A 23054-nucleotide genomic window follows, 5' to 3' on the forward strand; every position below is an offset into this window, starting at 1 on the left:
AATTGATCATATTGTTTTGGTATTGTACCATTTTGGATGGCAATAAAATCTTGCCAAGAAACACCAAACTCTCGTGCTTGTGCAATTGGTACGAATTGTTTTTGTTCAATTGGTTGAAACAGATGATATGTTGAAAAATATAAAAATTGAGAAATATATGGCCCAACTAAATCACCGCTCGAAATACCACGAAATAATAAATCTGCGGTTACCGTGCCATTAGAAGAAGGTCCTTTATAAGCATTGCCAAGTGCTGTTAAAATAGTAGCAGCATTATTAGTAATTGAACCACCATTAAATAAATCAATATCAGTATTTTGACCTGTACCATAATCTTCAAACCGTACATCACGACTAATTGCTTGTAAGTAAACTTCAATCATATCGGCTGCTGCTTGGTTACTGCTTAACAATGGTGCTGAAGGCATTGGAATAACGCTATTTGGTAAGCCTTCTATTGATAAAGAAATGGAGGCTTGAGGATTAACAAATTTTATTGTAGCATTTGATGCTCTATTTATTGCATTAAAATCAGCTTGTTTACCCGTTGAAAGAGCAGTTAAAAGCTTTTGATAATTTTGTGCTCCTTCGGTGGTGAGTACACTAGTGGCTGAATCATGTGCTAAACATTTCGTAAATGATCCGGCATAATTTGGTATCGTATCATCACCATTATGTTCAGTGGTTATGTTGTAAGGGGATTGATTAATAACTGAAACCAATGATGCGGCATAGCGTGCTTGAAAGTTGACGCTGATTGGCCGATCAATAGGATTAAACATGTAATTAGCACCATTAATGGTTAAATTACATGTTGCTAATATCATTAAATATAATTGTTTCTTCATTCATTACTCCTCTCTAAAAATATATTTTTTTAAAATGAGATACCGAATTTACCCCATAAAAGCCAACGATTTAATGCCGTATTATTTTTGCTTGGAAATTCATAAGAGCCACCTATTGAAGTTATTACTGGATAGCAACTTTCATCCCAATGATAACCAATCATTCCATAAACAGTATGAGAAAGTATGCATGGATGAGCAGCTGATGAAAGATCAAGATCTGTTTCTTGAATAATAGCCCGATCATAACTATTGAGAATGCCTGTCGTGTTAAGATTTCCGTTTAAAACTAAATTAGCAAAACTTGCTTCATTCAATAATAAATTATTGGTAATATCCCGTACTGGATTAGTAAGTCCACTACCGACATGATCTTTAATTGCTGCTTCTGTTTCGAATCTTCGTTTTAAGTTAAGGCATTCTGCTTGTTTTGCATAAAAATTATATCCTGCTTCAACATTAAAACCATTTTCGCCACAATATTGTGTGAGCATTAATGCAGTATTAAGGGCGATGTTAAAACCAGGTTTTACTACCACATCTTGAGTAAGGATATTTATTCCTGGCGTATTTAAAAATATAGCCGATAAACTCAGGCCTCCTACTTGCAAATTGGATGCTTGTTGAGATTGTGCAGGATTGGCATAAAGTTCAATATAGCGACTCCATGGTTTATTTTTTAAATCTAACGATCGTTTTTGTGTTTTACTCAATAAGTACTGCATGGTAATATCAAGACCATAAGAAAATTCTAAACTATGATCACAGTTATGCCATAAAAAGAGTTCGGTAGCACTTCCCCATAAAAATCCAAAATGATTGCCATTACCTGCAATTGGTTCAAAAACAAACTCTGCTTTTGGTGTATTGCCTGTAGGAATAATAATTCCTACGTATGGTTTTAGTTCATAGCAATGTTCCTCCAAAAACGTTGCGCCTCCATATAATTGAATGAAGGCTAAGCGTGTTTTATAATGCGTGTTATCATCAATTTTACCAAACTGCCAGCCGCTTTGTGATAATGCTTGCATCATAGTAGTTTGAAGATTATTTAAATTAGTTTGTTCTCCTGTAATAGGAGGAACATCATATAATCCGCCCGTTGGTTGTGTTTCTTGCAAACCCATTGTATTTCTTACATGCAAAATTGGTGCTGATAAATTGAGCCAATATTCACGATCACAAATACAAAATAAATGTTCATAAGAGAGCCCTAAACCGATAATCGATTGTTTTGGATTTACTTGAATAGTGCTCTGATATGCTTCCGTAAGATTATCAATACTTAATAACATTGCATTTACCATAGGGCTAAAACGAACACTTGGGATATTAAAGTTTTGCGGGAACAAGGCATTATCACTCTCTGATAAGTTACCATTCACCGCTGCTTGTGATGATCCAAAAGGCATGAAAAATTTACCAATTTTATGAGGCTTTATTGATTCGCCACCAAATAAAGTAGCTTGAATAGAAAAATGATGCGGAGATTTTCGTGTTTGTCGATGTTGATATTTTGAATGAGCTATAAATTCTGGAGAACCTACTTGATATGGTGCTCGGACCCAAAAATAACTATGACTTGTTACATCACAATTATCATTGGATATAATAAGAAAAAAAAAGGGAAATAAGAATAAGTACAAAAATTTTTTTTTCATAAAAGCTCCTTTATTAGTTAATTTGTTCGAAATCTTATACAATTATAGAGAGTTGTAAAGATTTTCCATGTCATTATATCAGAAATATTGTTATGCGGTTATTTATAAGTATTGATTTGCCACAAAAAGAGCTTAATTATTTAAAAAATATTCAAAATCAATTATGCATAGGTAAGTTTTTTGAAGGTCGACTTACTAAAAAAGAACAGTTACATATTACTATTAAATTTATTGATCAGATAGAAGAAAAAAATATTTCGGCAATACAAAATCTGTTAGAATTAATTTCATTTGAGCCATTTAAAATTTGTTTAGGAAATTTAGAAGTAATTGTTAAGGATAAACAGGTACGTCTCATTTGGATTACTGTTTTAAGTAAGCAATTAGCATTACTTGTTCAACAAATTGAGAATATATTGGAGCCATTTGTTGCAATAGAATCGCGATCTTATACTGGTCATATTACATTGGCTCGCGTAACAGCAGTTAAGGATAGGCAGCAATTAATAACACATCTTAATGCTATTGATATAGATTCTAATATATGCTTTATAACAAATGAATTTAACTTAAAGCAATCAGTATTATTTCAAGAGGGTTCTGAATATCATATAATCGAGACTTTTCCATTAATGGTAAAAAAAGAAGAGTAGATATAGATTTTTCCAAAATAATTTACTACTTCCAGGCATTGGTGGTTTTTCTATGGCGTTTTTTAATAGTTCAAGAATGACAGATGTTTTTTTTGAAGATTCGCTAGATACCTTTTGCTTTAGCCAATATGAATAAAGTTTATCTAAAAGTTCTAAACTATCTCGATCCGTTAAATTTGCTTGCTCAAGCATTGCGGTAAAAGCTATTGGATCTGAAGATTTCGATATAAAATAAGAAAGAAATTCATTGTAATCAGTATTTTCAGATAAATTATATACATGGTTAATACAGCGTGATTGTACGGTAGGTAAAATATATTCAGTACGTTCTGCAAGCAATATAAAATGATAGCCTTGCGGCGGTTCTTCTAATATTTTTAATAAATTATTCGCACTTGATTGATTGAGAAAATCAGCTTTTTCAAGAACAATAAAAAAATGTTCATTGGGATCCAATGCAAATGAAGTTACTTTAAATAAAGGTTCTAATTGCTCACGAGTATATTGTTTTTCAGGGCAGAGCCATAACAAAGAGTGATGTTGCTTTTGTTGAATGGCTAAGCAGATGCTACAAGTCTTACAAGATGATGGGCAAAAAAATTGCTGCAATGTGTTAATAACAAGATGAGTAAGTGCTTCTTTTTTGCCAATCCATAAATAAGCCGGATGTTGTATCAATTGAGTTTTAGAATATATTATTGGAGTAGATTTTTTTTGATAATCCATGAGTGTATATAATCAATCGCTTGTTGTGTTAATATTGCAGTTGGTTTATTGCCATCTAATGTTATAACATTGTTTCTATTTTTAAATTCGGTTTCATAGCCAGCGATGAGTTTTTTAAAAAACATTTCAGATTTTTTATCAAATTCACTCATTGCGCCACGTTGCTCCCTTCTTTTTTGTGCAATAAGTCCTTCAATTTCTACATAAAAAACAATATCAGGCTCGATGCCATCCATAGCCCAGTGATTTATTTGTTTTATCATATTGATATCAAGGTCTTGGGCATATCCTTGATAAACAACTGAAGAATCAGCAAGTCGATCAGATATAATAATTTTATTACGCGCTAATTCTGGAATAATTACTTCTGTAAAATGCTGTGCTCGATCTGCTGCAAATAACAAATATTCAGCTTTTGGAACTATTGGCAAGTTTTGATGTTGTAACATTTCTCTAATTTTTTTACCGATTTCAGAACCGCCTGGTTCTTTAGTTAATAAAACAGAAAAACTTTCAGTGGCTAATGCCTTAAAAATACTATTAGCAAGTACCGTTTTTCCTGATCCATCTATTCCTTCGAGGGCAATAATAATGCCGCGCTCTAAAACTGGCATTTTGAATTCCTTTTTTATTACGATGAACTTTGATTAATTCAAAAAAATAGCTATGGTAAGTATACCAAAAGAATATTAAACAAAACAGGAGTTTGTTCCATGTTTGCTTCGTGGCAAAGTTTTTTCGGTTTTTCAAAATCATTAGAAGATGATGCATTTAAAAAAAAATATCAAGATATTTTAATTGATGGCAAAATAATGTATGCGGGTTGTTTATTACAACGGGCAGCGCAATTGTATCCTGATAATATTGCCTTAATTTGTCGCGATCAAAAAATTACATTCAATGAATTATATAAAAAAGCCACGGCAGTGAGCAAACGCTTAATTGCAATGGATGTAAAACCACGTGATCGTGTAATTTTATTGTTTGAAAACTCTATTGAATTTTATATAGGCTATTATGGTATTTGGCAAATTGGTGCAGTAGTAGCCGCTTTAAATACTTTTTTGCATGAAAGAGAGTTGCATCATATTATTCAAAATGCAACACCGAAGGCTATGGTTATTTCCAATGAATTTGCCTCACGATTAGAAGAATTTGCTGGTCAAGAATTACCGCAATATATTACTGAAGATGAATTACAGCAAATTACAAAAACTGTAGAAACTGATAATGCTTTTAAAGTGCATTCTTTAGAACCTGATGAAATGGTAGCGCTTTTATATACATCTGGTACTACTGGCTTTCCTAAAGGAGTTATGCTTAGTTCAAAAAATATTATGACCAATTTAATTCAAGGGATTTGCCGTACTGATGCAACACCAAAAGATAGAGTATATGCAGCATTACCGTTATTTCATAGTTTTGCACAAAATATTTGCGTCTGGGGAAGCTTTTTTGTTGGAGCTTCAACGATTGTTATACCACGTATTGAGCGGCGATTATTACTTGAAGGATTGGAACATAAGCCAACTGTAGCAGCCGGGGTACCAGCATTATATGGATTATTTTGTCTGATGAAAACTGTACCATTTGATACCATTCGTTTTTTTATTACTGGTGGTGATGCATTACCTGATAAGATACGAAGCTCTTTTGAGATAATTTATCGTAGGCGATTATGTAATGGTTATGGATTAACGGAAACATCGCCATTAATTGCTATTAATTTTGACGATGAATTATTAGCGCCGAATACCGTTGGTAGTGTGTCGGTAGGAATACAATGTTCATTGCGTGATGAACAAGGTAATGAAGTAAAAAAAGGGCAAAAAGGAATTTTATGGGTTAAGGGCGATAATGTCATGCTTGGTTATTACAACGCGCCAGAATTAACAGAAAAAGCTATAAAGGATGGATGGTTTGATACGGGAGACTGGGGATACTTTGATAAAAAAGGCCGACTAATTATTTCTGGAAGGCATAAAGATTTAATTATTCATAAAGGTATTAATGTTTACCCTCAAGAAATTGAGAATGTTGTTTTAACACATCCAGCAGTAATCCAAGCTGCAGTGGTTGGCAAAAAAGATGTTGATGTTGGTGAAATTCCGGTGGCATTTGTAGTCCTTAAAGAAAAAGTTGCAGATCTTGATAAAGAACTGAAAAAACTATGCCAGCAACATCTAGCATCTTATAAAATTCCCCGCCAATTTATTGTGTTAAAGCAAGATGAAATTCCATTAACACCATTAAGAAAAATTGATAAAAAACGATTAAGAAAAGAATTTTTAGGTCAAGACAATAATTCATAGTAAACCATAAAAGTTATATGAAGAAGAAGCGATTAGTTCATATTATTTCAAGTTTAAAACGCGGTGGGGCAGAAAGCCTTTTAGTTGATTTAATAAAAAATCTTCATACATTTGATCATCAAGTAATTTATTTTCATGATGGACCGAATCGCCAACGTTTGCAAGATATAGGAATTTCAACGTACCCTGTTAAGGGATTATTTTGTCTATATGATCCATTTTTTTTATATCAATTATATAAATTGCTCAAAAAATTAAAGCCAGATACGATTCATACTGCTTTATGGGCAGCAAATTTTTTTGGAAGATTTCTTGCCAGATATATGAATATCTCTTTTGCTTCAGTTATACATTTGGGCGTACATCAAGATGGATTTATACGCAATATTTTAGATGCATTAACATTTCGTTTTTCTGGTGCAGTAATAGCAGTCTCACAAGAAGTTGCGCAGTCAGTTTATGATCGATTATGGCTTAATGCAAAGCGAATAAGTGTAATTCCAAATGGAATTAACATCCCAGATGTTCAAAGAGAAGCTCAGACTCAAAAGATTAGCAGAAAACAGTTAAATTTAGCTGAAGACGTTTTTGTTATTGGATCCGTTGGTCGTTTTATTCCCCGTAAAAATTATCATTTACTACTTTATGTATTTGCGCGATTAAAAAAAATTCATTCAAATATTGCTTTAATTCTTGTAGGGTTTGGTTCATTACAAGGAGAATTGCAACGATTAGCAAAAGAATTAAATGTGGACGATAGCGTAAGATTTATTGTTGGGCAAGCTGCATATGGTTATTATCCATTATTCGACTGTTTTGTGCTTTCATCATTGCAAGAAGGTATTTCAATTGCATTACTAGAAGCTATGTGTTTTTCTTTACCTTGTATTTTAACAAGCGATCAAAATCATGAAGTCATTACGAATGGCAAAAATGGTTTAATAGCCCCTGTAAATGATGAAATACGGCTTTCTGAAGCGCTACAAAAAATCATAGAAGATAGTGAATTACGCAAAAAATTTGGTAGTGAAGCTTATCAAACATTGATTACACGATTTAATTTAGAAAAAATGAGCGTTTCTTATGAGCGAGTATTTAATTCTTTAATCAAATAAAAATTTCTTTTTGAGAAATTATGCCTAGTCGTTGATTTTTTATTTTCAAATAAATTTAAAAATATTTTTTATGATTAAATAATAAATTATTGGTGAAAATATTTGCTTTTTATTTTTAGTTAATGTATTTTTTTACTATAAGTTTTTTTAGTTTTGATAACCTCCATTTCCCCTGTCCGTGACGTAATGTCTGGATAGGGGTTCTTTAATGTAAACCTTTAATTTGCAAAATTACAATTAGATATTCTTTAGGCCTTGGTTCAATTGTCAAATGATTGGAGTTTCTTTGGCTAATGGTTTATTTTGCAACATTGGATGTGTATTATTTTCTTTAGCGTAAAATTTCTTTGTTAGATAAGCTCGACCAGAATCGCCAAAAATCATAACGCAGACATCAGTTTCTTTTAAATCTAAAGCATATTGATAGGCAGCATAGGCAATAGCGCCGCTACTCGGCCCAACTAAAAGACCGTGTTGATGGGCAAGAATTTTCAACATATTCAAAGCATCTTTATCATGTACCTCAAGAATTTCATCAATTATTTCTTTTTGCAGAACTGGCGAATCAAAATCGATACCCATTCCTTCAACTTGGTAAGGCTTAGGGTTTCCTTTTGTTGCACGCCATGAATTAATCGAATCGAGTGCTATTATTTTTATCTCTGGATTTTTTTCTTTTAAATAACGACCAGCGCCGCTGACATGGCCACCGGTGCCGGCTGCAGCAAAAAAGTGAGTAATAGTACCATTTGTTTGCTCCCAAATTTCAGGGCCTAATAAGTGATAATGTGCGTGAGCATTTGAAATATTAAAGTATTGATTAGGCATAAATGAATTGGGAATTTGTTTGTGTAAGGCAACCGCTTTGCTGTGGTAGCTTTTTGGATCATCGAGTGTCGCTGTTGATGGGTTTATAACTACCTCTGCACCATACGCCCTGAGTGTATTTAATTTTTCCTGGCTAATTTTTTCAGAAACCGAAATTATGACCTGATATCCTTTTATTGCGCCAATCATAGCGGTAGCAATTCCTTGATTTCCAGAAGAAGCATCTATAATAGTGCCGCCAGATTTCAATTTACCAGTACGTTCAGCTTCTTCTATCATATATAAAGCAGATCGATCTTTAATGCTTCCTCCTGGGTTTAAATATTCCAATTTAGCCAACATTGTTGCAGGAAAAGCAAAATTAATTTTAATAAGCGGTGTATTACCAATAGCTTGTAAAAGCGTTTTATACATGCTTCATTCCTTTGAATTATATTTACGTAATAAATGCATATGATAACCAATACTTTACAATAAATAAATCATTTACGTAAGGAAATTTATACTATAAACATAATGATTTATAGAGTTCAATATGTTGTTGAATCATAGTGGTTGAATCATAACTTGATAAATTATCTGAAAAATTTTTACATTTTAAATAGAGCTTATTTTCAAGGCTAATAGTAAGCATACCTTGCGCAAAAGCAGGAATATTTTTGGGCTTAAAGAGTAAGCCGTTTTCGCCATGAAATATAATATCATGAATGCCACCAGTATCATATGCAATAACGGGCACTTTTAATAAGCGGGCTTCAATAACGGCACATGGCAAACCTTCCCATAATGAAGTTAATACGAGGCTATGCCATTGCTGCAGGTAAAAATTAATATTATGTTGCCATCCAAGTAATGTAATATAAGAAGACATATTATGTTTTTCAATCCATTTCTCAAGATGAGGGCGCAGTTCTCCATCTCCAATTACTTCAAGCCGAATATGAGGGTTTTGTTGGTGGCATTGCATAAAAGCATTGAAAAGATCGAATAAATTTTTTTGCTTTTTAAAACAAGCGATTGTCCCAAATATAAAGTTGGTATTATTTTTTACTAGTTTTTGCGATAAAATAAATTCTTTTTTGTTGACTGCGGCACGTATAATTGAATGTTTTTGTATAAATTTTGGTATTAAACAAATACCTTTTTTTACATCAAATGATGATACGCAAATATAATGAGTAGTAATAAAACTGGTTATCCATTCCAATACAAAATTAATTAACCAACCTATGTTTGTTTGGTAGGGATGAAATCCAAAGCCATGTACTGTATGAATTTTAATTTTTATTCCACAAAAAAAAGCAGCCCATCTACCAAATAGTCCTGCTTTTGTGCTATGTGTATGTATAATTAGCTGTGGATATTTTTTTTTTAATTTTTGTATATAAAAAATAAGTTGAAAAAAACTTTTTACTTCTGAGAATAAAGAATAAAAAGTTACTTCACGTTTGAAATTCTCTAACAAAAATGCATTTGGTGTTTTTTGAATTTCCTTAGTAAGTAATCCTTCTTTTCCAGATATTATAAGTCCAACGTGTCCTGATTGCTGTATTCCTTTCAATAAAGAAAGACAAACTTTTTGAGCACCACCAAGTTCTAGCTTAGTGATAATATAAAGAACCTGAATCTCCCTTTTTTTCATATATTGTTATATTCTCCTTTATTTTAATAAGAGAATAGCAAACGATATTAATAAAGCATAAATCGCTGCCGCGTCAATTAAGCCTTGTCCAAATAAACTTGTTTGCGATAATACTGAGTACTGCTGCGGTGTGTAAGTAATTTGCACACAAGTACTTGATGCTGTTTTACTTGAGCTTAAACTAGGCATCAGTGTACTTATACCAATACAAATGGCTGCAGCAAATACTTTAACAACAGTTAACATATTTTCAGCAGGACCACCAGCGGTAATTGCAATCATTAATGAGATTAAAAATGCAAATATTAACGGCGTTTCAATAATTGCTTCACTCATAAAAACAAATGGTAAAAGTTGCCCATATGCTTTTCGATTTACACTGGCGCTTTTACACGCTTGTTGGGCAAATCGCGCAAGCCCAAGTGCCGGGCCGATAGATCCAATACCAATTGCTAAGCCACTTGCACATAAAGAGAAAGCATGGGTGAGGCTTTCTAACGAAGAAAATTGTAATTTAATAAACATACCAATCAGAAAACCAAATATAATAGCGGTCTGAATAATTGATTGTGTAATAAGCATAAGATTTAAAATACGTTGGCTAAAAAAAGGTTGACGAGCTATGGAAAGACAAGCTTCTTTTACGGGAAAAGATGAGGCAATGCCAACAATTAAAGCAGGTATTCCTACGGCAAAAGCGATGCCTACTTGGCCAATAACAATTGGTAACGTTATATTTTTTGTAGTAAATACTAAAAAAGTAATGATAAGTGCTAAAATTGCTGCGGTTTCAATTAACGCTAAACCAATAATTGATGCACGAACTATTTCCCCTTTTGCACGAGGTTGAATATTTATTGCTTGTAATGCAGCAATGCTGGCTAATCCGCCGCCAATACCACTAGCAAGAGAACTTAAAGTAATAATAAATGTAATGCTGCCATAATGTAGTATTGATATTAAATCAAACATATTTATGTTGCTCCCGCTGGTTCATCTTTTTGTAATGCGAGGCTAAGGTAAGTTAATGTAAGCATTGCAAAAACGAATGCCTGAATTAAGCCTTCAAAAACGCCAAAAAAGAGAAGAATGATAAAATTGAGGCCGGTGAGTAATCCAATAAGTTCTAATAAAAGAGAACCCGCAATTAACCCTTTATATAATTCCATAATGATTGCGCCACCAAAAATATTACCAAATAAACGGAAAGAAATAGAGATTATTTTAGAAAAATGTCCAATTAAATTAACCGGAAACATAATAAAAAATGGTTCTAAAAATTCCTGTATATATACTCGAAAGCCATTTGCTTTAATTCCTTGATATTCTTTATAGAAAAATGCAATTAACCCAAAAGCCAAAGCAGTATTAATATCTTGGGTAGGTTCTGTTGTCCATGGAATAACTGATATACAATTGCAAAATAAGATAAATAGAAATAAGGAAAAAACGAGCAAGAAGTGATTATAAGCAAAAAAACCAAGAGTTTGAGTTACTAAGTCCATGAAAGAATTAATGACGGAAGTAATTAAGTAATAAAGGACACTTTGTTTTTTATTAAGATATAACCGACATACTATTAATAAAATAGTAAGTAGGCCAATAATAAACCATGTGTTTAAAATAGTAACTAGATTAAATTTTAAAAATGTATAATCAAGTCCAAGCCAAGCAAATGGATTCCATTGTTCTAAAACTTCAAGTTCTGTCATAGTAATTCTTACGCGTTAAAATAGTACACCAATAACTAATTAAAAAAGGTACTATAACGAGTATAGAATGTATAGATGAGAGACGCAAGATATAGCCGAAAATACATGCTAAAAAAATAATGCGTGCCATGCCAATTATTGTAAGCGATATTTGTGATGGTGATGCTGCTTTAAAAAAGAAATGGGTTTTCATTTGAATCAATGAAAACCCATAAATAATACCAAGTAAACAACCAATGCCTATTGAAAATAATGAAGAAATTAAAGGCATAGTGGTTATAGCTTTTTCATTCCTTTATAATGCCAATAGTCTGCAATGATTGACTGTGACCCCGTAATAACTACTAGGCCATGTCGTTCATCAACCGATTGTTTAGCTGCCTCAAAGGCTTCTTGGAAATTTTGCGCTGAACGAGCTTTTATTTTTAAGCTTTTTACATCATTAGTAATTTGTTCAACATCCCAAGATTGCTCCCTAATTCCTGCAACTGAACGAGAAATCGGACAGAATATAATATTGGCAGAATTCTTTTTAGCAAAATAACGTAAAAGTTTTAAAAATTCTTCTGCATTCATCAAATTTTTATCACAACCAAAAATGAAAGTTAATCCTTTTAATGGTTTTTGATAGTGCATTAAGCGAATACCGAGTAGTAAATTTTTGAGTGCATCAATATTACGTGCGTTATCAAGAAGAATAGTTGGTTTTTCTTTGTCGAGTATTTGGAAATGTGCTGGCAATGAAGTTGCTGTTTCTTTCCAAAATTGCTCTAATGTTTTTTTAGGATTAAGTTCTGCTTGACGTTTTGCTTCTAATGTTGGACGACCACGTTGTCCTTTTTGTTTTGCAAGCAAGCTATTTTCTACTGAATCCATTTGTTGTCGATAAAAACTTTCAATATAAATTTGGCAAATACGTTCTGCTAAAGCAGCGCATCGACCATGAAGTTGTTCAAAGGGATAGTTTAAAGCAGCTAATTTACGAATAGGCATAGCCCATGTACCACCATGGCGTTTAGTTTCATCAAGCATTAATTGAAGATTTGCTTTGCTTTGATCAGCAGAAACAACATGCGTTTCTGATTTAACATGTACCAAAACATCTTTAATTATTTTATCGAGCGGTTGTGTTGGCATTGCTAATGAATCATCAGTTACTCGAGTAATAGCAAGAACCTTAAGATTACAAATAGTGAAAGGATCAAGAGCTCCATCACGTAATTCTAAAAGTGCAACATCAACATTATTTTGTTTAAAGTACATAAGAGCCATTACAGTAAGGATATCTTGCGTACTTGCTTTGATTCCTTCTGCTTGAGCAATATTAATCAATTCGTTTGCAAGTTCAGTAAAAACTTTATTTGCAATTGATTCATGATTAATAGCAAATTGCTCATTATAAGTTAGAATATGCGGGGAATAAAAAGTTCCCACGCTTAGTCCTTCAGAACGTAGTAAAGTAGCAGCAAAGTTAATAGTTAATCCTTTGCCATTTGTTCCAGCTATTGCAACAGCGTTGATATTTTTAGATGGATTCCCCAATGCTTTATCAAGTTTTTTTACATGGGTTAAGTTTTTATCAGGTGATGTTGACCAATGTGAATCCAAATATTCAACTACTTCGTTATAACTTCGTTGCGCGCCAGGAACAACTACTTTTGATTGAGAAGTAGTTTTTCTCGTAGCATTGATCATGATTTTCTCCACTCACATATTGATATTAGTTTTCAACCTCTTTCTAGACCTCCATTAAGTCTATCAAGAATCATTTTATTTTTAGATTCGTGACACATATTTTATGTTATAGTATATTTTAAAAATGTCAAACTATGAATTATGAATCAAAAAGTTAAAGTTATTATTTACAAAAGATTAAAAATGATTTGTGAGCGTTTAGATTGGAACAATAAAGATGATATTATCCGACTAGCACAATTATTACAACAAGGAAAGGTTGCGATAGGTACGTCTGATACGGTGATTGGGTTGTTGGCGCTATGCAGCAAAGAAGGGTTTGAAAAACTCAACAAAATTAAAGGAAGGTCAGAAAAGCCTTATCTTGTTCTAATTCCATCAATTGACTATGTGAAAAAGTTTTCATATAGAATTGAGAATAATCTGACAACTTTAATGCAAAATGCATGGCCAGGCCCGTTGACGTTAATATTAAAAGCACAAGAAATATTACCGTCATTTATGAAGTCAAAAAATAATACAATTGCGTTAAGAATTCCTGATCATCAAGGATTGCAAAAGTTGTTAAGTATTGTTGGTCCTTTATTTTCAACGAGCGCTAATAAAACTACTAAGCCGGTACCAATTACTTTAGATCAAATAGATCCGGAGATATTAAGTGCGGTTAATGTAATTATTTCTGATCACCAACCACCAAAGGCTTTACCTTCTACTATTCTTGATTGTTCAGATGAAGATATTAGGATAATTCGTGAAGGAGCTTATTCAATTAAAGATTTAAAAACGATACTAGGCAATGATTTAAAGTAAACCAACTTTTAATTCGTGGTGGTTTATATCAATGATTTTTTAAACGGACACCTATTCAATCCTCAGCTTTAAAAAATTATTGGCATAATAAATTTAAATTTTTATATTTTCATCTTAATTTATCGTGATGGCTTAGAAACTATACGACCAAGGCCGTGTGAATCTTTTTTTTCTAGATACCATCCATCTGGATTTTGATTAATATAAAGTGTATTATTACCACATCGATTAATATAACCACCCTCCCATCCACCTGTTGTTTTTAGGTCTTTAAATTGTATCCACTTTTTATCACCAGACTTACGTACTTCAATATGTACAAGACAATCAGCAGCTTTTCCTTTTATTATATTGAAATTTGAGATATTTTTTTGTGTTTTCCAATAACCGATATTTTTACCGAATAATTTTACACCAAAAAAAACACGTACGTCTATAGAAGGTCTATTATAGGAGGGTCCTATTTGATTATAAAAAGTTTGTTCCCAAGCAAATATTTGACTTCCGCTTATTAATAGCAAGATCATGCCGAAAACAAAAAATTTTTTAAATTTCATATTTAACCCTATATTTTAATAAATAAAACAACTTTCATTTCTAATTGTAAAATATTTAAGGCGAAAAAAGCAATATTGTAGGGGATTTCAGGTAAAAAAAGGAAAAATTTTGGAAAATGACTGTATGATAAGAAAATATGGGTGGCTTAGAAGCACAAAAAGGCTAAGGGGCTGATCAAAAAAATAGAGAATGTAAGTCAGAATCATTATCCTTATTCTTGCATTAAACAACAAAAATATGATTAAGTAAAATAAAAATCAAATTGGAGAAAAAAAGGATGAAGCGGTATCAATCTGGTTTTACATTAATTGAATTGATGATTGTGGTAGCTATTATAGCCTTTTTATCTATGATTTCCATTCCAAGTTTTATGCGATTTTTGGCTAAAGCAAAGCGTGCTGAGGCATATATGAATTTAGGTTCATTATATGTTGCACAAAAAGCATACTGGGCAGAACATGGCAAATATACGAATGTATTGAGTGGTGCTGATGGCGCGGGATGGAAGCCAGAGGGTTATTCAGGCGGTGGCTCGGGTGAGCGATTTTATTATACCTATGGATTTAATAATGGCCAAGAAGGCCAAGGTTATTTTACTGGCAAATTAAATGCACCAGCATCTGATCTTTTGCAAACCAATGCGGATCAAAATAGTTTTATTGCAGCAGCTGCGGGAGATATTGATGGCGATGGCCAGACTGATGTGCTTACGGTAAATGAACATAATGATATTAAAATTTTGCAAGATGATTTGGCGTAAGCAATGGGTTAGGGGATCTTTAATTTTATGTTGTTTAAGTATTTCAATTTTTTGCAAAATATATCTATTAAAGCATAAGCAAAATCATTGTATCAATAAACACTTTTCTCATTTGCCAGTTTTATGGTATTTAACATTCAAAAATATTGTAGCGGATTATTATTGGTTGCAAATGCTCTGTGATGATAATTTAGAATGTAATAGTTGTTATGCATACTCTGATTTTGTTACCGATTTAGATCTTCATTTTAATATAGTGTATCGTTACGCCAGTATTTTTTTAACCAATAAGTCGATTAACGCTGATTATACAGTTTCATTATTAGAGAAAAGCTTGCAATCACCTATTAATAAAGTTGATTGGAGAATTTATTTTTATCTAGCGTATAATCATTATTTTTTTAATAAAAACCCAAAAAAAGCATTTGCTTATCTTAATCAAGTTAAGTTTCTATCAAGCCATAACGCTCAAGAAATACCTCAATTTTTATTTTCATGGCAAAATAAACTAAAAAAAGAATTTAAAAATTCTATTATTTTTTAGGTTCATTGCTCGCGTGGTTGCATGGAAAGTCCTGATTTTTTCGGTAATTGTTTTGTATTTGTTGGATAAGGACTAATAAGATTAATCCTGCTTTTACTGCTATTTTATCTTCATTAGAGATATTATTCAGATTTGGTTCAAAGAATGATTGCAAAGTTTCATCTTTTTCTCGAGGAAATTGTATTGTTGATTTTTGTTCTAAAAATTCAACTGATTGTAAAGCGGCTAGACGTCGCCAATTATTCCATAATATATCATTGTTTTTAGATTGGATTGCGTCAGTAAGCATTTTTTGATAATCATATTTTTGATTAATTTCTTTAAATGCATCAGCCATAAGTTTTTGTGTATCCATATCAATATTTTCTTGTGTACTGAGTTCTTGATATGCACAAAGAATACTATTATTTGGAGGGAGATTTGGTATTTTTTTACTGCATTCTATACCATATTTACTATATGATTTAATGCGATTTTTAGATGTATTAGTTAATTTGATTTCTTCTATACCTAAAAGAGAAAAATTTATTAAAATAAGCGAATACATTATTATTTTTTTCATTTCATCCTTTTATGAATAATGAAGGTTTATAATACAATTCATAATCTATTTAAACATCACATGCAATTCTGAAAATATCAATAGTTTGTTTATTATTATTTGATAAATAATAAGGCAATAAAAAAATATTTTGATTAGATTTATTAGAATTGCCAGATTGAAGAAATAAATTGATTACATAAAACAAAAGTCATTGCTCCAAGTGCCAAAAAGGGACCGAATGGAATTTTAACTTTAGTAAGGGATCGATTGTAAAATAAAATGATAAAAAACCCAGTAAAAGAGCCTAGGAGTGATGCAAGTAAAAGGGTAAACCACCAGCCAAAAAATCCAAGAAATGAGCCTATGCCTGCAAGAAGTTCGATATCGCCTTGTCCAAGGCCTACGCGCTTTGTAATTAAATAATAACTGTAAGATATAGTAAATAAAAATGTATAAGCACTGATTGAACCAATGAGGCTTTGCTCAATTGATATTGGCAAAAATTGAAAATAACTTAAACCTAAACTAATTGGTATTAATCCAAGCGTGACATAGCGAGAAAGCAATAAGTGTTCTAAATCGGTACGGATGGAAATAATTAATGCTGAAAAAAAGAAAAAGTATACCGCCCAATATTGTGGTTCAATAATATGAATTACTAATAAAGCTGATAATGCAGTAATTATTTCAGTAAAAGGATAAAGCCAAGAAATCGGCTTTTTACACGAACGACAATGTCCTTTAAGTAATAACCAGGAAATAATCGGAATATTATCATACCATGCGATAATTGTTTTACATTGTGGGCAATAAGAACGCTTAGTAAATAATGAATTTCCTGAAATAAGTCGATATGCAATAACGTTAAGAAAAGATCCCCATGATAAAAAAAAGGTAACCCAAACAAAAGTTAAGATGATTCTCCTTCGTCTTTTATTTTTTCCATTAATTGCTCAAATCGTTCTTGTTTTTCGTAATGACTATCAAAAGTAAACCTTAACTCCGGTGTATAGCGGGCGTCAATTTTTTCTGCAATTGCTTTGCGCAAAGAAGGTTTGTAAAGTTTTAGAATTTCAAGAACATCTTTAAAGTATGATTCTCCTTGTGGGGTGTAAAAGTAAATAGTACACATACTTTTATCTGGAGAAAGACTTAAGCGGCTTAGAGTTATTTCGCGTAATCGTGCATCATCTAGTGTGAGATGCAAGAATAACTGAGAAATTTCTCTAAACAACAAACGTTCTTTTTGTGCGCGTTTTCTATCTTTTAAATGGATATTTGCCATCAGATTAACTAGATAAGTTTTTGTGCGGCCATTCTAATATAATTTTGCTTAATAGCACGCATGAGACGTTTACGTTTTTTTTGTGTTGGAGATTCAAAATAAACAACACGCTTCATATCGCGAACAATGCCTTCACGTTCAATCTTTTTTTTCAATTGACGTAATGCTTTTTCAATGTTGTGATTGACGTTTATAGAGATATTAGGCTTTTTGCTCATAGTAATATCAACATCCTTTCATTAATAATAGTAAGTTAGTATCTAATCTAATTTCTATTGTAGGAATTTTTAATCAATTTGTCTATTATTTGCTTTAATCATAGCATTAAAATATTCCTTTAATAGTACCCAATATGGTGGTTGAGCGATACGCATTTCGCTGTTGTAGGGGCCATTGTGCTGCAAAACCGAGCGATAAATTGGGTGAAATTTCATAATTCATTGTAGTAGTAATAAATTGTGAAGCAAATTTAGTCAGGCATTCCTGCTGGCGTACCTCAAAAATTGATGCCAAGCTTGGATCTTTCAGTGTTATATGATCTTCATCATGATTTACTACGACAAATTCAGCCCATGCAGAAAGTTTATCCAAAAATCTAAATGCATGTATTGATACGCTAAAATGACTATTTCGTCCTGGTTGCAATCGCACATCGGTTGCAAAGGGGAAGACTCCGCTTTGGGTTGGGTCATTAGGTAATCGATATTTATCTACATCTCGAGCAAAAAAGTGCGTTATGCCGCCATGAAAGCCTATTTCTAGCGTTTCAATAAAATCAATATGAAACCCAGAAGTAAAACCAAGAGAATAATGACCATTATTACCAAAAGGAGCGGCAAGAAAATTCATGCGATCAAGCTTTCTAGAACCTGGAATACTTCCTTCAAAATTAAAAAATGGTATGAGTAAGAATTCAGGCCAATCACAACAGCATTTGTTTAATTGGAAAACATGTCGAGCCCAAAGACTGAACCTGAGATCTTCAAAAGAGCTTTCACGGAAATCACATACATTGACTGTATTGCTCCGTTTTTCAATTCCTTGTTCCCGGAATATTCGATTTGCAGAAGAAGCACTCATTAACAGATCTTGGATTAAATTAATTTGTTCTTCAGTAAATTGTGGCGCTAGGCCTTCTTGGACTCCTTCTAGAAACATTGTTTCAGTAAAGCTTGGTGTTAAATCAATAAAATCAGTCAAAGTTTGTTTTATTTCAACATAACCGCCTTGTAGCATAAGGCCAAAATCTGGATGAGGCTGAACGCAAACTTCAAATCTGACACCGTTTTTACGATATTTAATTGGCACGGTAAAAAAACCTACTCGTTCCATACTATCAGTTCGGATGAGATCTTGTGGAACAATATCATTAGGCATTACACCAAAAATTGTCTGCTTTGCTTCACCAAGACGCGTATTCATTAAGGTATTAGGGCAGGCGTTTGGATTTCCTACTGGTACTGGGCCATAGAGCATGCCCAGCATATGCCAGCGGCCTTCAAGATCGCCGAGCGGTACTTTTTCTCGATCATAGTTGCGACCTTTATTGGCTTTTTGGTAAATTCCTGAAAAAGCGATAGAAAAATAATCAAAACAACAAGCGCACTCATAATCACAAGGACATTCTTTTAAACACAATTTCGTTGATTCGAGTAAATAATTATAAGGATAAGTTGTTGAAAAAATAGGATAAGGATCATTTTTTGCTAAAGAACTTAATGGAAGCATCTTATGAGGCCATAAGACGATAAAACTAAATATCATCAATATAATCGAAAGACGGTCTCTGTTCATTACTATTCCTTTCAAGACAATTGCAGTGTCTTGTTATCTTATAGCATCTTACCTAATGATCCGTCAATTGCAAATTCTAGCTATAAAGATTGTCTATAATGCCTTTTAACGCAAAACAAAAAATTACACCAGCAGTAATCAAACCTATTACGGTTTTAATGTTTTCTTTTGATTGCCACTCCTTTTTTAAAGTAAGCAATGTAATCATGGATGTTGCAAATGCAAAGATAATAAATAAAGCAGTAAAACTAAAAAAAAGATCGATGTTTTTCAAGGTGAGAAAACTAATTAAGATGCAAACACCTACAAATAATACTGCATTTTTTTGATTCATTAAATTTTTTTCAAATAATTGTTGAATAAATAAAGTTTTAAATTTTCTTAAATAAGAAATTAATAAAGCACTTGAAGACCAAATCATAGAATGGATAGTACCAATAATGGCTGATAAAATTGATACATGAATACCAAAAATGAGCCATTTATTATGAGGGAAAATGGTTTCTAATATTTCAGATAAAGGCATTTGTAGGGATAAATAATGTAATGGTACTGCTAAAATTAATGAAGCAACAAAAAGCAAGTAGAGAATGCTAACTAAAACAATAGCAAGCGTAAGTGCGCGGGAAACATTCTTTTCAGGGTTTTTAACAACCGTAAAAAGAGATGCTGCACATTCAAAGCCAAAAAATCCAAAAATTACTGCTTTTGCAGCAGAAAAAATACTGATGACACCATATGGCATAAATGGCTGCAAATGAGAAAAATCTGCTTTTGTTAGGCATAAAATAATTGTTGCTAATAATGGAAATACGGTCGTACAAATAAGAACCATTTGGCCTGCCTCAGAAAGAACCACGCCTAAAGTATTTAAAAAAGTTAAGGTAAATAATGTTAGCATTCCCCACGTATATGGAGAAAAAAATGATAAATATTTATGCAAATAAAGACCCGCAGTTTGAGAAAGTAATCCCATAGCAATAAATAAACCGATAAGATAACTACCAGCTGAAAGAAGTCCTAAAAAATGCCCTCCCCATTGCTTACTGTAAGTATAAAAAGAACCTTCTTCTGGGTATAGTTTAGCTAACCGAGCGATTGAAGTTCCCATGCACCATACTGCTACAATTACAAATGCATAAGTCAAAATTCCAGCTGGACCTACATTTGAAGCGAGTGCACTTGGAACAGCGAATACTCCTGATCCAATCATTGCATTCATACCAACAATAGTTGCGATGGCCAGACCAATTTTATGTTTTTCAGCAGTAGAACTCATTTATTTTCCTTGAGCAAGAATCAAATATTACGTACAATCAATAAGGTTAAGAATAATTAAATATACAAAAAAAAGCACGAAAAATAATGTCTCAACAATATTGTTCCTATTATCAAGCACAAGTTGAAAGAAAAAGAACGTGGCTTTTTGCCGGTATTTTACGCAGTTTTGAACACTTAGTTTTTGAGCGCACATTGGATAAGGAACAAAGTATTTTTGAATTTTTTGTTCCATCTGATCTTGAATCGTATTTTGAAGATATTATGCTATTTTTTGAGCAAGAAGGATTAATTCATAACATGAAAAAATTACCGAATCGCTTAAAAAATGAGATTTAAATTAAACAATATGTTGAATACGTTTTTTAATTTTTGCTGGTCCTAATAATTCTAACAATTCTTTTACTCCTGGGCCACTTGGCTTACCAGTTAAAATTATACGAAACAATCGCCATGTATGTTTTAACGAAATTTGTTTTTCTTTGCACACTTTTGCTATTGCTTGATAATATAAATCAGGTGAATCAATTTTATCAATATGAGCAATAAATAGTTCAATAAGTTCTTGAACTATAATATCTGTTTCTTGTTCTAATAAATTTTTTTTACTTACCTCTGGTTCTTCAAAGTAAAAACTTAAAAATGCCGGTGCATCTTGCAATGTTTTTAACTCAGGTTGAATGGTTTTAATAAGAGAAATCAATTTCTCTTGAGTAACTTCCTTTGCTTGTGGATATTTTTTTTCCAAAAAAGGAAGAATTTGTGTTAAAAGTTCTTGTGGCATATAACGTATGAGCCATTGATGATTAACCCATTTTAATTTTTCTACATCATACCTGATGGCACTTGTTGAATGTATATCAGAAAAATCTATAGTTTTAATAAGCTCAGACATATTCATAATTTCTTTTTCAAATGAGCCGCCAATAATTGCCAAGTAGTTACAAATTGCTTCTGGTAAAAATCCAGCATGTTTTAAATCACGCAAAGAAAAACCAAAGTCACGTTTCGATAACTTTTTCCCTTCAACATTGCAAATAATTGGCATATGCCAAAAAATAGGAAGTGGTATATTGAATGCTTCAAATAGAGCAGCTTGACAAGGAGTATTTGAAATATGATCTTCTCCGCGGAATATATGAGACATTTTCATGACCATATCATCAATTGCATTGGCAAATATAAATGTAAAGGTACCATTTTGACGAGTAAGAGGGAAATCAGAAAAATTAGAAAAATCAAAAGTGATAACACCACGTGCAAGATCGTTAATTTCAATCGTTTTATTTGTGATTAATTTAAAACGCCAAATAAATGGTTTTTTTTCTAATAAGTTTTTTTTAATTTCTTGTATTGAAAGTGCTAAACAGGTGCGATCATAACGTGGAGGTTGTTTAAGCGCAATTTGTCGTTTACGTTTTTTTTCTAATTCTTCTTGTGTGCAAAAGCAACGGTAGATTGCATTTTGCTTTTTTAACTGGTCTAATTTTTCTTGATAAATAGGAGCGCGTTCTGATTGAAAATATGGTGCATAAGGGCCGCCAATATTTGGACCTTCATCAAAAGTAAGGTTGAGCCAAGCAAGGTCTTCTAGAATTATTTTTGCACCAGGATCGAAATTTCGTTCAGGATCAGTATCTTCTATGCGCAAAATAAAAGTGCCTTTTTTTTGTTTGGCAAAAAGATAATTAAATAAAGCAATTCTCACACTTCCTAAATGTAAAAGGCCAGTAGGAGAAGGAGCAAAGCGAACCCGAACTGCATTTTCCATAATAAATCCTATAGTTTTCTAAAATATATTAGTAAAAGTGTACTTATCCTGTAGAAAATCGTCCAGTTTTGAATACATATTGTTAAGATAATTTTGACATCAGTATTCAAGTTTTGCTAGGTTTCCTCTCAGGAAATTAAAAAGGAGAAACGTAATGAGTCAATGTTTGCATATTACTTTTTCATTAGAAGAATCGAAAAAATTTTTACAAAATATAGTTCAAAAAAAAGCGCGTTTACTTGGTATAGAAGGTACAGCTCAGATAGTAAATGGTAATGGTTCTTCAGTAAGAGTTTTGGCATGTGGTCCAAAAGATGTAATGGAAGATTTTATCGAAGCATTGCATAAAGAAGTGGCAAAGGAGACGATCAAAGATATAGAGATTGAACCTTTTTTAAAAGAAAAAGATTTTAGAGGAGTATTTAGAGTAATAGAATAAAATTTTAATGAGAAAGCCTTTTTTTACGGAAAAAAACTACAATAATCCTAGTGCAAATTTAAATATATGCTAAACTAAT

26 protein-coding genes are annotated in these 23054 nt (G+C 32.2%); 8 read left to right on the top strand and 18 right to left on the bottom strand.

The window, feature by feature from the left end:
• Both WDZ41_00365 and WDZ41_00370 read right to left on the bottom strand, forming a co-directional pair.
• Positions 1-848 (bottom strand): hypothetical protein (locus WDZ41_00365; GenBank protein MEX0939794.1); only part of this gene is annotated, 848 nt, incomplete at its 3' end.
• 29 nt (positions 849-877) lie between these two features.
• Positions 878-2509: a hypothetical protein gene (locus WDZ41_00370; protein MEX0939795.1), complete on the bottom strand. Its 1632-nt coding sequence runs from the start codon at positions 2507-2509 to the stop codon at positions 878-880.
• A gap of 92 nt (positions 2510-2601) precedes the next feature.
• Between WDZ41_00370 and thpR the strand changes: the two genes are divergently transcribed.
• Complete coding sequence (gene thpR / locus WDZ41_00375) at positions 2602-3162, top strand: RNA 2',3'-cyclic phosphodiesterase (protein MEX0939796.1); 561 nt, start codon at positions 2602-2604, stop codon at positions 3160-3162.
• Here thpR and WDZ41_00380 read toward each other — a convergent pair.
• Positions 3139-3888 carry a hypothetical protein gene (locus WDZ41_00380; GenBank protein ID MEX0939797.1) on the bottom strand — a complete coding sequence of 250 codons (750 nt, stop codon included), beginning with the start codon at positions 3886-3888 and terminating at the stop codon, positions 3139-3141. The two genes, thpR and WDZ41_00380, sit on opposite strands and share 24 nt — an antisense overlap.
• A complete protein-coding gene (gene tmk, locus WDZ41_00385) occupies positions 3858-4502 on the bottom strand; it encodes a dTMP kinase (GenBank protein ID MEX0939798.1) in 645 nt (214 codons plus the stop codon). Before tmk ends, WDZ41_00380 begins: the two co-directional genes overlap by 31 nt.
• Before the next feature lie 99 nt (positions 4503-4601).
• Here tmk and WDZ41_00390 point away from each other — a divergent pair, with 99 nt between their 5' ends.
• Positions 4602-6200 (top strand): AMP-binding protein, encoded by a 1599-nt coding sequence (locus tag WDZ41_00390; GenBank protein ID MEX0939799.1) that lies wholly within the window; start codon positions 4602-4604, stop codon positions 6198-6200.
• 17 nt (positions 6201-6217) lie between these two features.
• Positions 6218-7315, top strand: a complete 1098-nt coding sequence (locus tag WDZ41_00395; protein MEX0939800.1) for a glycosyltransferase — start codon at positions 6218-6220, stop codon at positions 7313-7315.
• A gap of 267 nt (positions 7316-7582) precedes the next feature.
• Here WDZ41_00395 and WDZ41_00400 read toward each other — a convergent pair whose 3' ends face one another.
• The 6 genes from WDZ41_00400 to WDZ41_00425 form a co-directional block, all read right to left on the bottom strand.
• Complete coding sequence (locus tag WDZ41_00400) at positions 7583-8557, bottom strand: cysteine synthase family protein (protein MEX0939801.1); 975 nt, start codon at positions 8555-8557, stop codon at positions 7583-7585.
• A 91-nt stretch (positions 8558-8648) separates the two neighbouring features.
• Positions 8649-9785: a glycosyltransferase gene (locus WDZ41_00405; GenBank protein MEX0939802.1), complete on the bottom strand. Its 1137-nt coding sequence runs from the start codon at positions 9783-9785 to the stop codon at positions 8649-8651.
• 18 nt (positions 9786-9803) lie between these two features.
• On the bottom strand, positions 9804-10757 hold the full coding sequence (locus WDZ41_00410; protein MEX0939803.1) for an ATP synthase F0 subunit C: 954 nt from the start codon (positions 10755-10757) through the stop codon (positions 9804-9806).
• Positions 10758-10759: 2 nt separating this feature from the next.
• A complete protein-coding gene (gene atpB, locus WDZ41_00415) occupies positions 10760-11497 on the bottom strand; it encodes a F0F1 ATP synthase subunit A (protein ID MEX0939804.1) in 738 nt (245 codons plus the stop codon).
• Positions 11484-11768, bottom strand: coding sequence for a hypothetical protein (locus WDZ41_00420; protein ID MEX0939805.1), 285 nt, complete (start codon positions 11766-11768; stop codon positions 11484-11486). Before WDZ41_00420 ends, atpB begins: the two co-directional genes overlap by 14 nt.
• A gap of 5 nt (positions 11769-11773) precedes the next feature.
• Positions 11774-13192 (bottom strand): hypothetical protein, encoded by a 1419-nt coding sequence (locus tag WDZ41_00425; GenBank protein ID MEX0939806.1) that lies wholly within the window; start codon positions 13190-13192, stop codon positions 11774-11776.
• Between the two features lie 141 nt (positions 13193-13333).
• Here WDZ41_00425 and WDZ41_00430 point away from each other — a divergent pair, with 141 nt between their 5' ends.
• A complete protein-coding gene (locus WDZ41_00430; GenBank protein ID MEX0939807.1) occupies positions 13334-14002 on the top strand; it encodes an L-threonylcarbamoyladenylate synthase in 669 nt (222 codons plus the stop codon).
• A 119-nt stretch (positions 14003-14121) separates the two neighbouring features.
• Here the strand turns inward: WDZ41_00430 and WDZ41_00435 are convergent, their stop codons facing one another.
• Entirely contained in the window at positions 14122-14559 is a 438-nt protein-coding gene (locus WDZ41_00435; protein MEX0939808.1) for a hypothetical protein, read from the bottom strand.
• A gap of 278 nt (positions 14560-14837) precedes the next feature.
• On the opposite strand from WDZ41_00435, the gene WDZ41_00440 reads away from it, so the two are divergent.
• Together WDZ41_00440 and WDZ41_00445 are read left to right on the top strand one after the other, a co-directional pair.
• Entirely contained in the window at positions 14838-15320 is a 483-nt protein-coding gene (locus tag WDZ41_00440) for a prepilin-type N-terminal cleavage/methylation domain-containing protein (GenBank protein MEX0939809.1), read from the top strand.
• Positions 15286-15864, top strand: coding sequence for a hypothetical protein (locus WDZ41_00445; protein ID MEX0939810.1), 579 nt, complete (start codon positions 15286-15288; stop codon positions 15862-15864). Before WDZ41_00440 ends, WDZ41_00445 begins: the two co-directional genes overlap by 35 nt.
• Here WDZ41_00445 and WDZ41_00450 read toward each other — a convergent pair.
• The 6 genes from WDZ41_00450 to WDZ41_00475 form a co-directional block, all read right to left on the bottom strand.
• Positions 15854-16426 (bottom strand): hypothetical protein, encoded by a 573-nt coding sequence (locus WDZ41_00450; GenBank protein MEX0939811.1) that lies wholly within the window; start codon positions 16424-16426, stop codon positions 15854-15856. The genes WDZ41_00445 and WDZ41_00450 overlap by 11 nt on opposite strands.
• Positions 16427-16569: 143 nt before the next feature.
• Entirely contained in the window at positions 16570-17358 is a 789-nt protein-coding gene (locus tag WDZ41_00455; GenBank protein ID MEX0939812.1) for a prepilin peptidase, read from the bottom strand.
• Positions 17319-17693, bottom strand: a complete 375-nt coding sequence (locus WDZ41_00460; protein MEX0939813.1) for a ribosome-binding factor A — start codon at positions 17691-17693, stop codon at positions 17319-17321. Before WDZ41_00460 ends, WDZ41_00455 begins: the two co-directional genes overlap by 40 nt.
• A gap of 8 nt (positions 17694-17701) precedes the next feature.
• On the bottom strand, positions 17702-17911 hold the full coding sequence (rpsU, locus tag WDZ41_00465; GenBank protein MEX0939814.1) for a 30S ribosomal protein S21: 210 nt from the start codon (positions 17909-17911) through the stop codon (positions 17702-17704).
• A 106-nt stretch (positions 17912-18017) separates the two neighbouring features.
• Positions 18018-19487 (bottom strand): hypothetical protein, encoded by a 1470-nt coding sequence (locus tag WDZ41_00470; protein ID MEX0939815.1) that lies wholly within the window; start codon positions 19485-19487, stop codon positions 18018-18020.
• A 76-nt stretch (positions 19488-19563) separates the two neighbouring features.
• Entirely contained in the window at positions 19564-20766 is a 1203-nt protein-coding gene (locus WDZ41_00475; protein ID MEX0939816.1) for an APC family permease, read from the bottom strand.
• Positions 20767-20852: 86 nt separating this feature from the next.
• Here WDZ41_00475 and WDZ41_00480 point away from each other — a divergent pair, with 86 nt between their 5' ends.
• A complete protein-coding gene (locus WDZ41_00480) occupies positions 20853-21104 on the top strand; it encodes a hypothetical protein (protein ID MEX0939817.1) in 252 nt (83 codons plus the stop codon).
• Between the two features lies 1 nt (position 21105).
• On the opposite strand, the gene gltX is transcribed toward WDZ41_00480, so the two are convergent.
• On the bottom strand, positions 21106-22536 hold the full coding sequence (gltX, locus tag WDZ41_00485; GenBank protein MEX0939818.1) for a glutamate--tRNA ligase: 1431 nt from the start codon (positions 22534-22536) through the stop codon (positions 21106-21108).
• A gap of 154 nt (positions 22537-22690) precedes the next feature.
• On the opposite strand from gltX, the gene WDZ41_00490 reads away from it, so the two are divergent.
• Positions 22691-22975 (top strand): acylphosphatase, encoded by a 285-nt coding sequence (locus tag WDZ41_00490; GenBank protein MEX0939819.1) that lies wholly within the window; start codon positions 22691-22693, stop codon positions 22973-22975.
• The last annotated feature ends 79 nt before the right edge of the window (positions 22976-23054 follow it).

The sequence above is a fragment of the Candidatus Babeliales bacterium genome (assembly GCA_040879965.1).
Taxonomy (GTDB): Bacteria; Babelota; Babeliae; order Babelales; family JACPOV01; genus JBBDJI01.

Coding starts and splice junctions, on each gene's coding strand:
- WDZ41_00435 (MEX0939808.1), bottom strand. CDS start 14,559: ATGAAATTTAAAAAATTTTTTGTTTTCGGCATGATCTTGCTATTAATA.
- WDZ41_00420 (MEX0939805.1), bottom strand. CDS start 11,768: ATGCCTTTAATTTCTTCATTATTTTCAATAGGCATTGGTTGTTTACTT.
- tmk (MEX0939798.1), bottom strand. CDS start 4,502: ATGCCAGTTTTAGAGCGCGGCATTATTATTGCCCTCGAAGGAATAGAT.
- WDZ41_00440 (MEX0939809.1), top strand. CDS start 14,838: ATGAAGCGGTATCAATCTGGTTTTACATTAATTGAATTGATGATTGTG.
- WDZ41_00470 (MEX0939815.1), bottom strand. CDS start 19,487: ATGAACAGAGACCGTCTTTCGATTATATTGATGATATTTAGTTTTATC.
- WDZ41_00380 (MEX0939797.1), bottom strand. CDS start 3,888: ATGGATTATCAAAAAAAATCTACTCCAATAATATATTCTAAAACTCAA.
- WDZ41_00430 (MEX0939807.1), top strand. CDS start 13,334: ATGAATCAAAAAGTTAAAGTTATTATTTACAAAAGATTAAAAATGATT.
- WDZ41_00445 (MEX0939810.1), top strand. CDS start 15,286: ATGATATTAAAATTTTGCAAGATGATTTGGCGTAAGCAATGGGTTAGG.
- thpR (MEX0939796.1), top strand. CDS start 2,602: ATGCGGTTATTTATAAGTATTGATTTGCCACAAAAAGAGCTTAATTAT.
- WDZ41_00410 (MEX0939803.1), bottom strand. CDS start 10,757: ATGTTTGATTTAATATCAATACTACATTATGGCAGCATTACATTTATT.
- gltX (MEX0939818.1), bottom strand. CDS start 22,536: ATGGAAAATGCAGTTCGGGTTCGCTTTGCTCCTTCTCCTACTGGCCTT.
- WDZ41_00490 (MEX0939819.1), top strand. CDS start 22,691: ATGAGTCAATGTTTGCATATTACTTTTTCATTAGAAGAATCGAAAAAA.
- WDZ41_00405 (MEX0939802.1), bottom strand. CDS start 9,785: ATGAAAAAAAGGGAGATTCAGGTTCTTTATATTATCACTAAGCTAGAA.
- rpsU (MEX0939814.1), bottom strand. CDS start 17,911: ATGAGCAAAAAGCCTAATATCTCTATAAACGTCAATCACAACATTGAA.
- WDZ41_00400 (MEX0939801.1), bottom strand. CDS start 8,557: ATGTATAAAACGCTTTTACAAGCTATTGGTAATACACCGCTTATTAAA.
- atpB (MEX0939804.1), bottom strand. CDS start 11,497: ATGACAGAACTTGAAGTTTTAGAACAATGGAATCCATTTGCTTGGCTT.
- WDZ41_00450 (MEX0939811.1), bottom strand. CDS start 16,426: ATGAAAAAAATAATAATGTATTCGCTTATTTTAATAAATTTTTCTCTT.
- WDZ41_00395 (MEX0939800.1), top strand. CDS start 6,218: ATGAAGAAGAAGCGATTAGTTCATATTATTTCAAGTTTAAAACGCGGT.
- WDZ41_00370 (MEX0939795.1), bottom strand. CDS start 2,509: ATGAAAAAAAAATTTTTGTACTTATTCTTATTTCCCTTTTTTTTTCTT.
- WDZ41_00480 (MEX0939817.1), top strand. CDS start 20,853: ATGTCTCAACAATATTGTTCCTATTATCAAGCACAAGTTGAAAGAAAA.
- WDZ41_00390 (MEX0939799.1), top strand. CDS start 4,602: ATGTTTGCTTCGTGGCAAAGTTTTTTCGGTTTTTCAAAATCATTAGAA.
- WDZ41_00425 (MEX0939806.1), bottom strand. CDS start 13,192: ATGATCAATGCTACGAGAAAAACTACTTCTCAATCAAAAGTAGTTGTT.
- WDZ41_00475 (MEX0939816.1), bottom strand. CDS start 20,766: ATGAGTTCTACTGCTGAAAAACATAAAATTGGTCTGGCCATCGCAACT.
- WDZ41_00460 (MEX0939813.1), bottom strand. CDS start 17,693: ATGGCAAATATCCATTTAAAAGATAGAAAACGCGCACAAAAAGAACGT.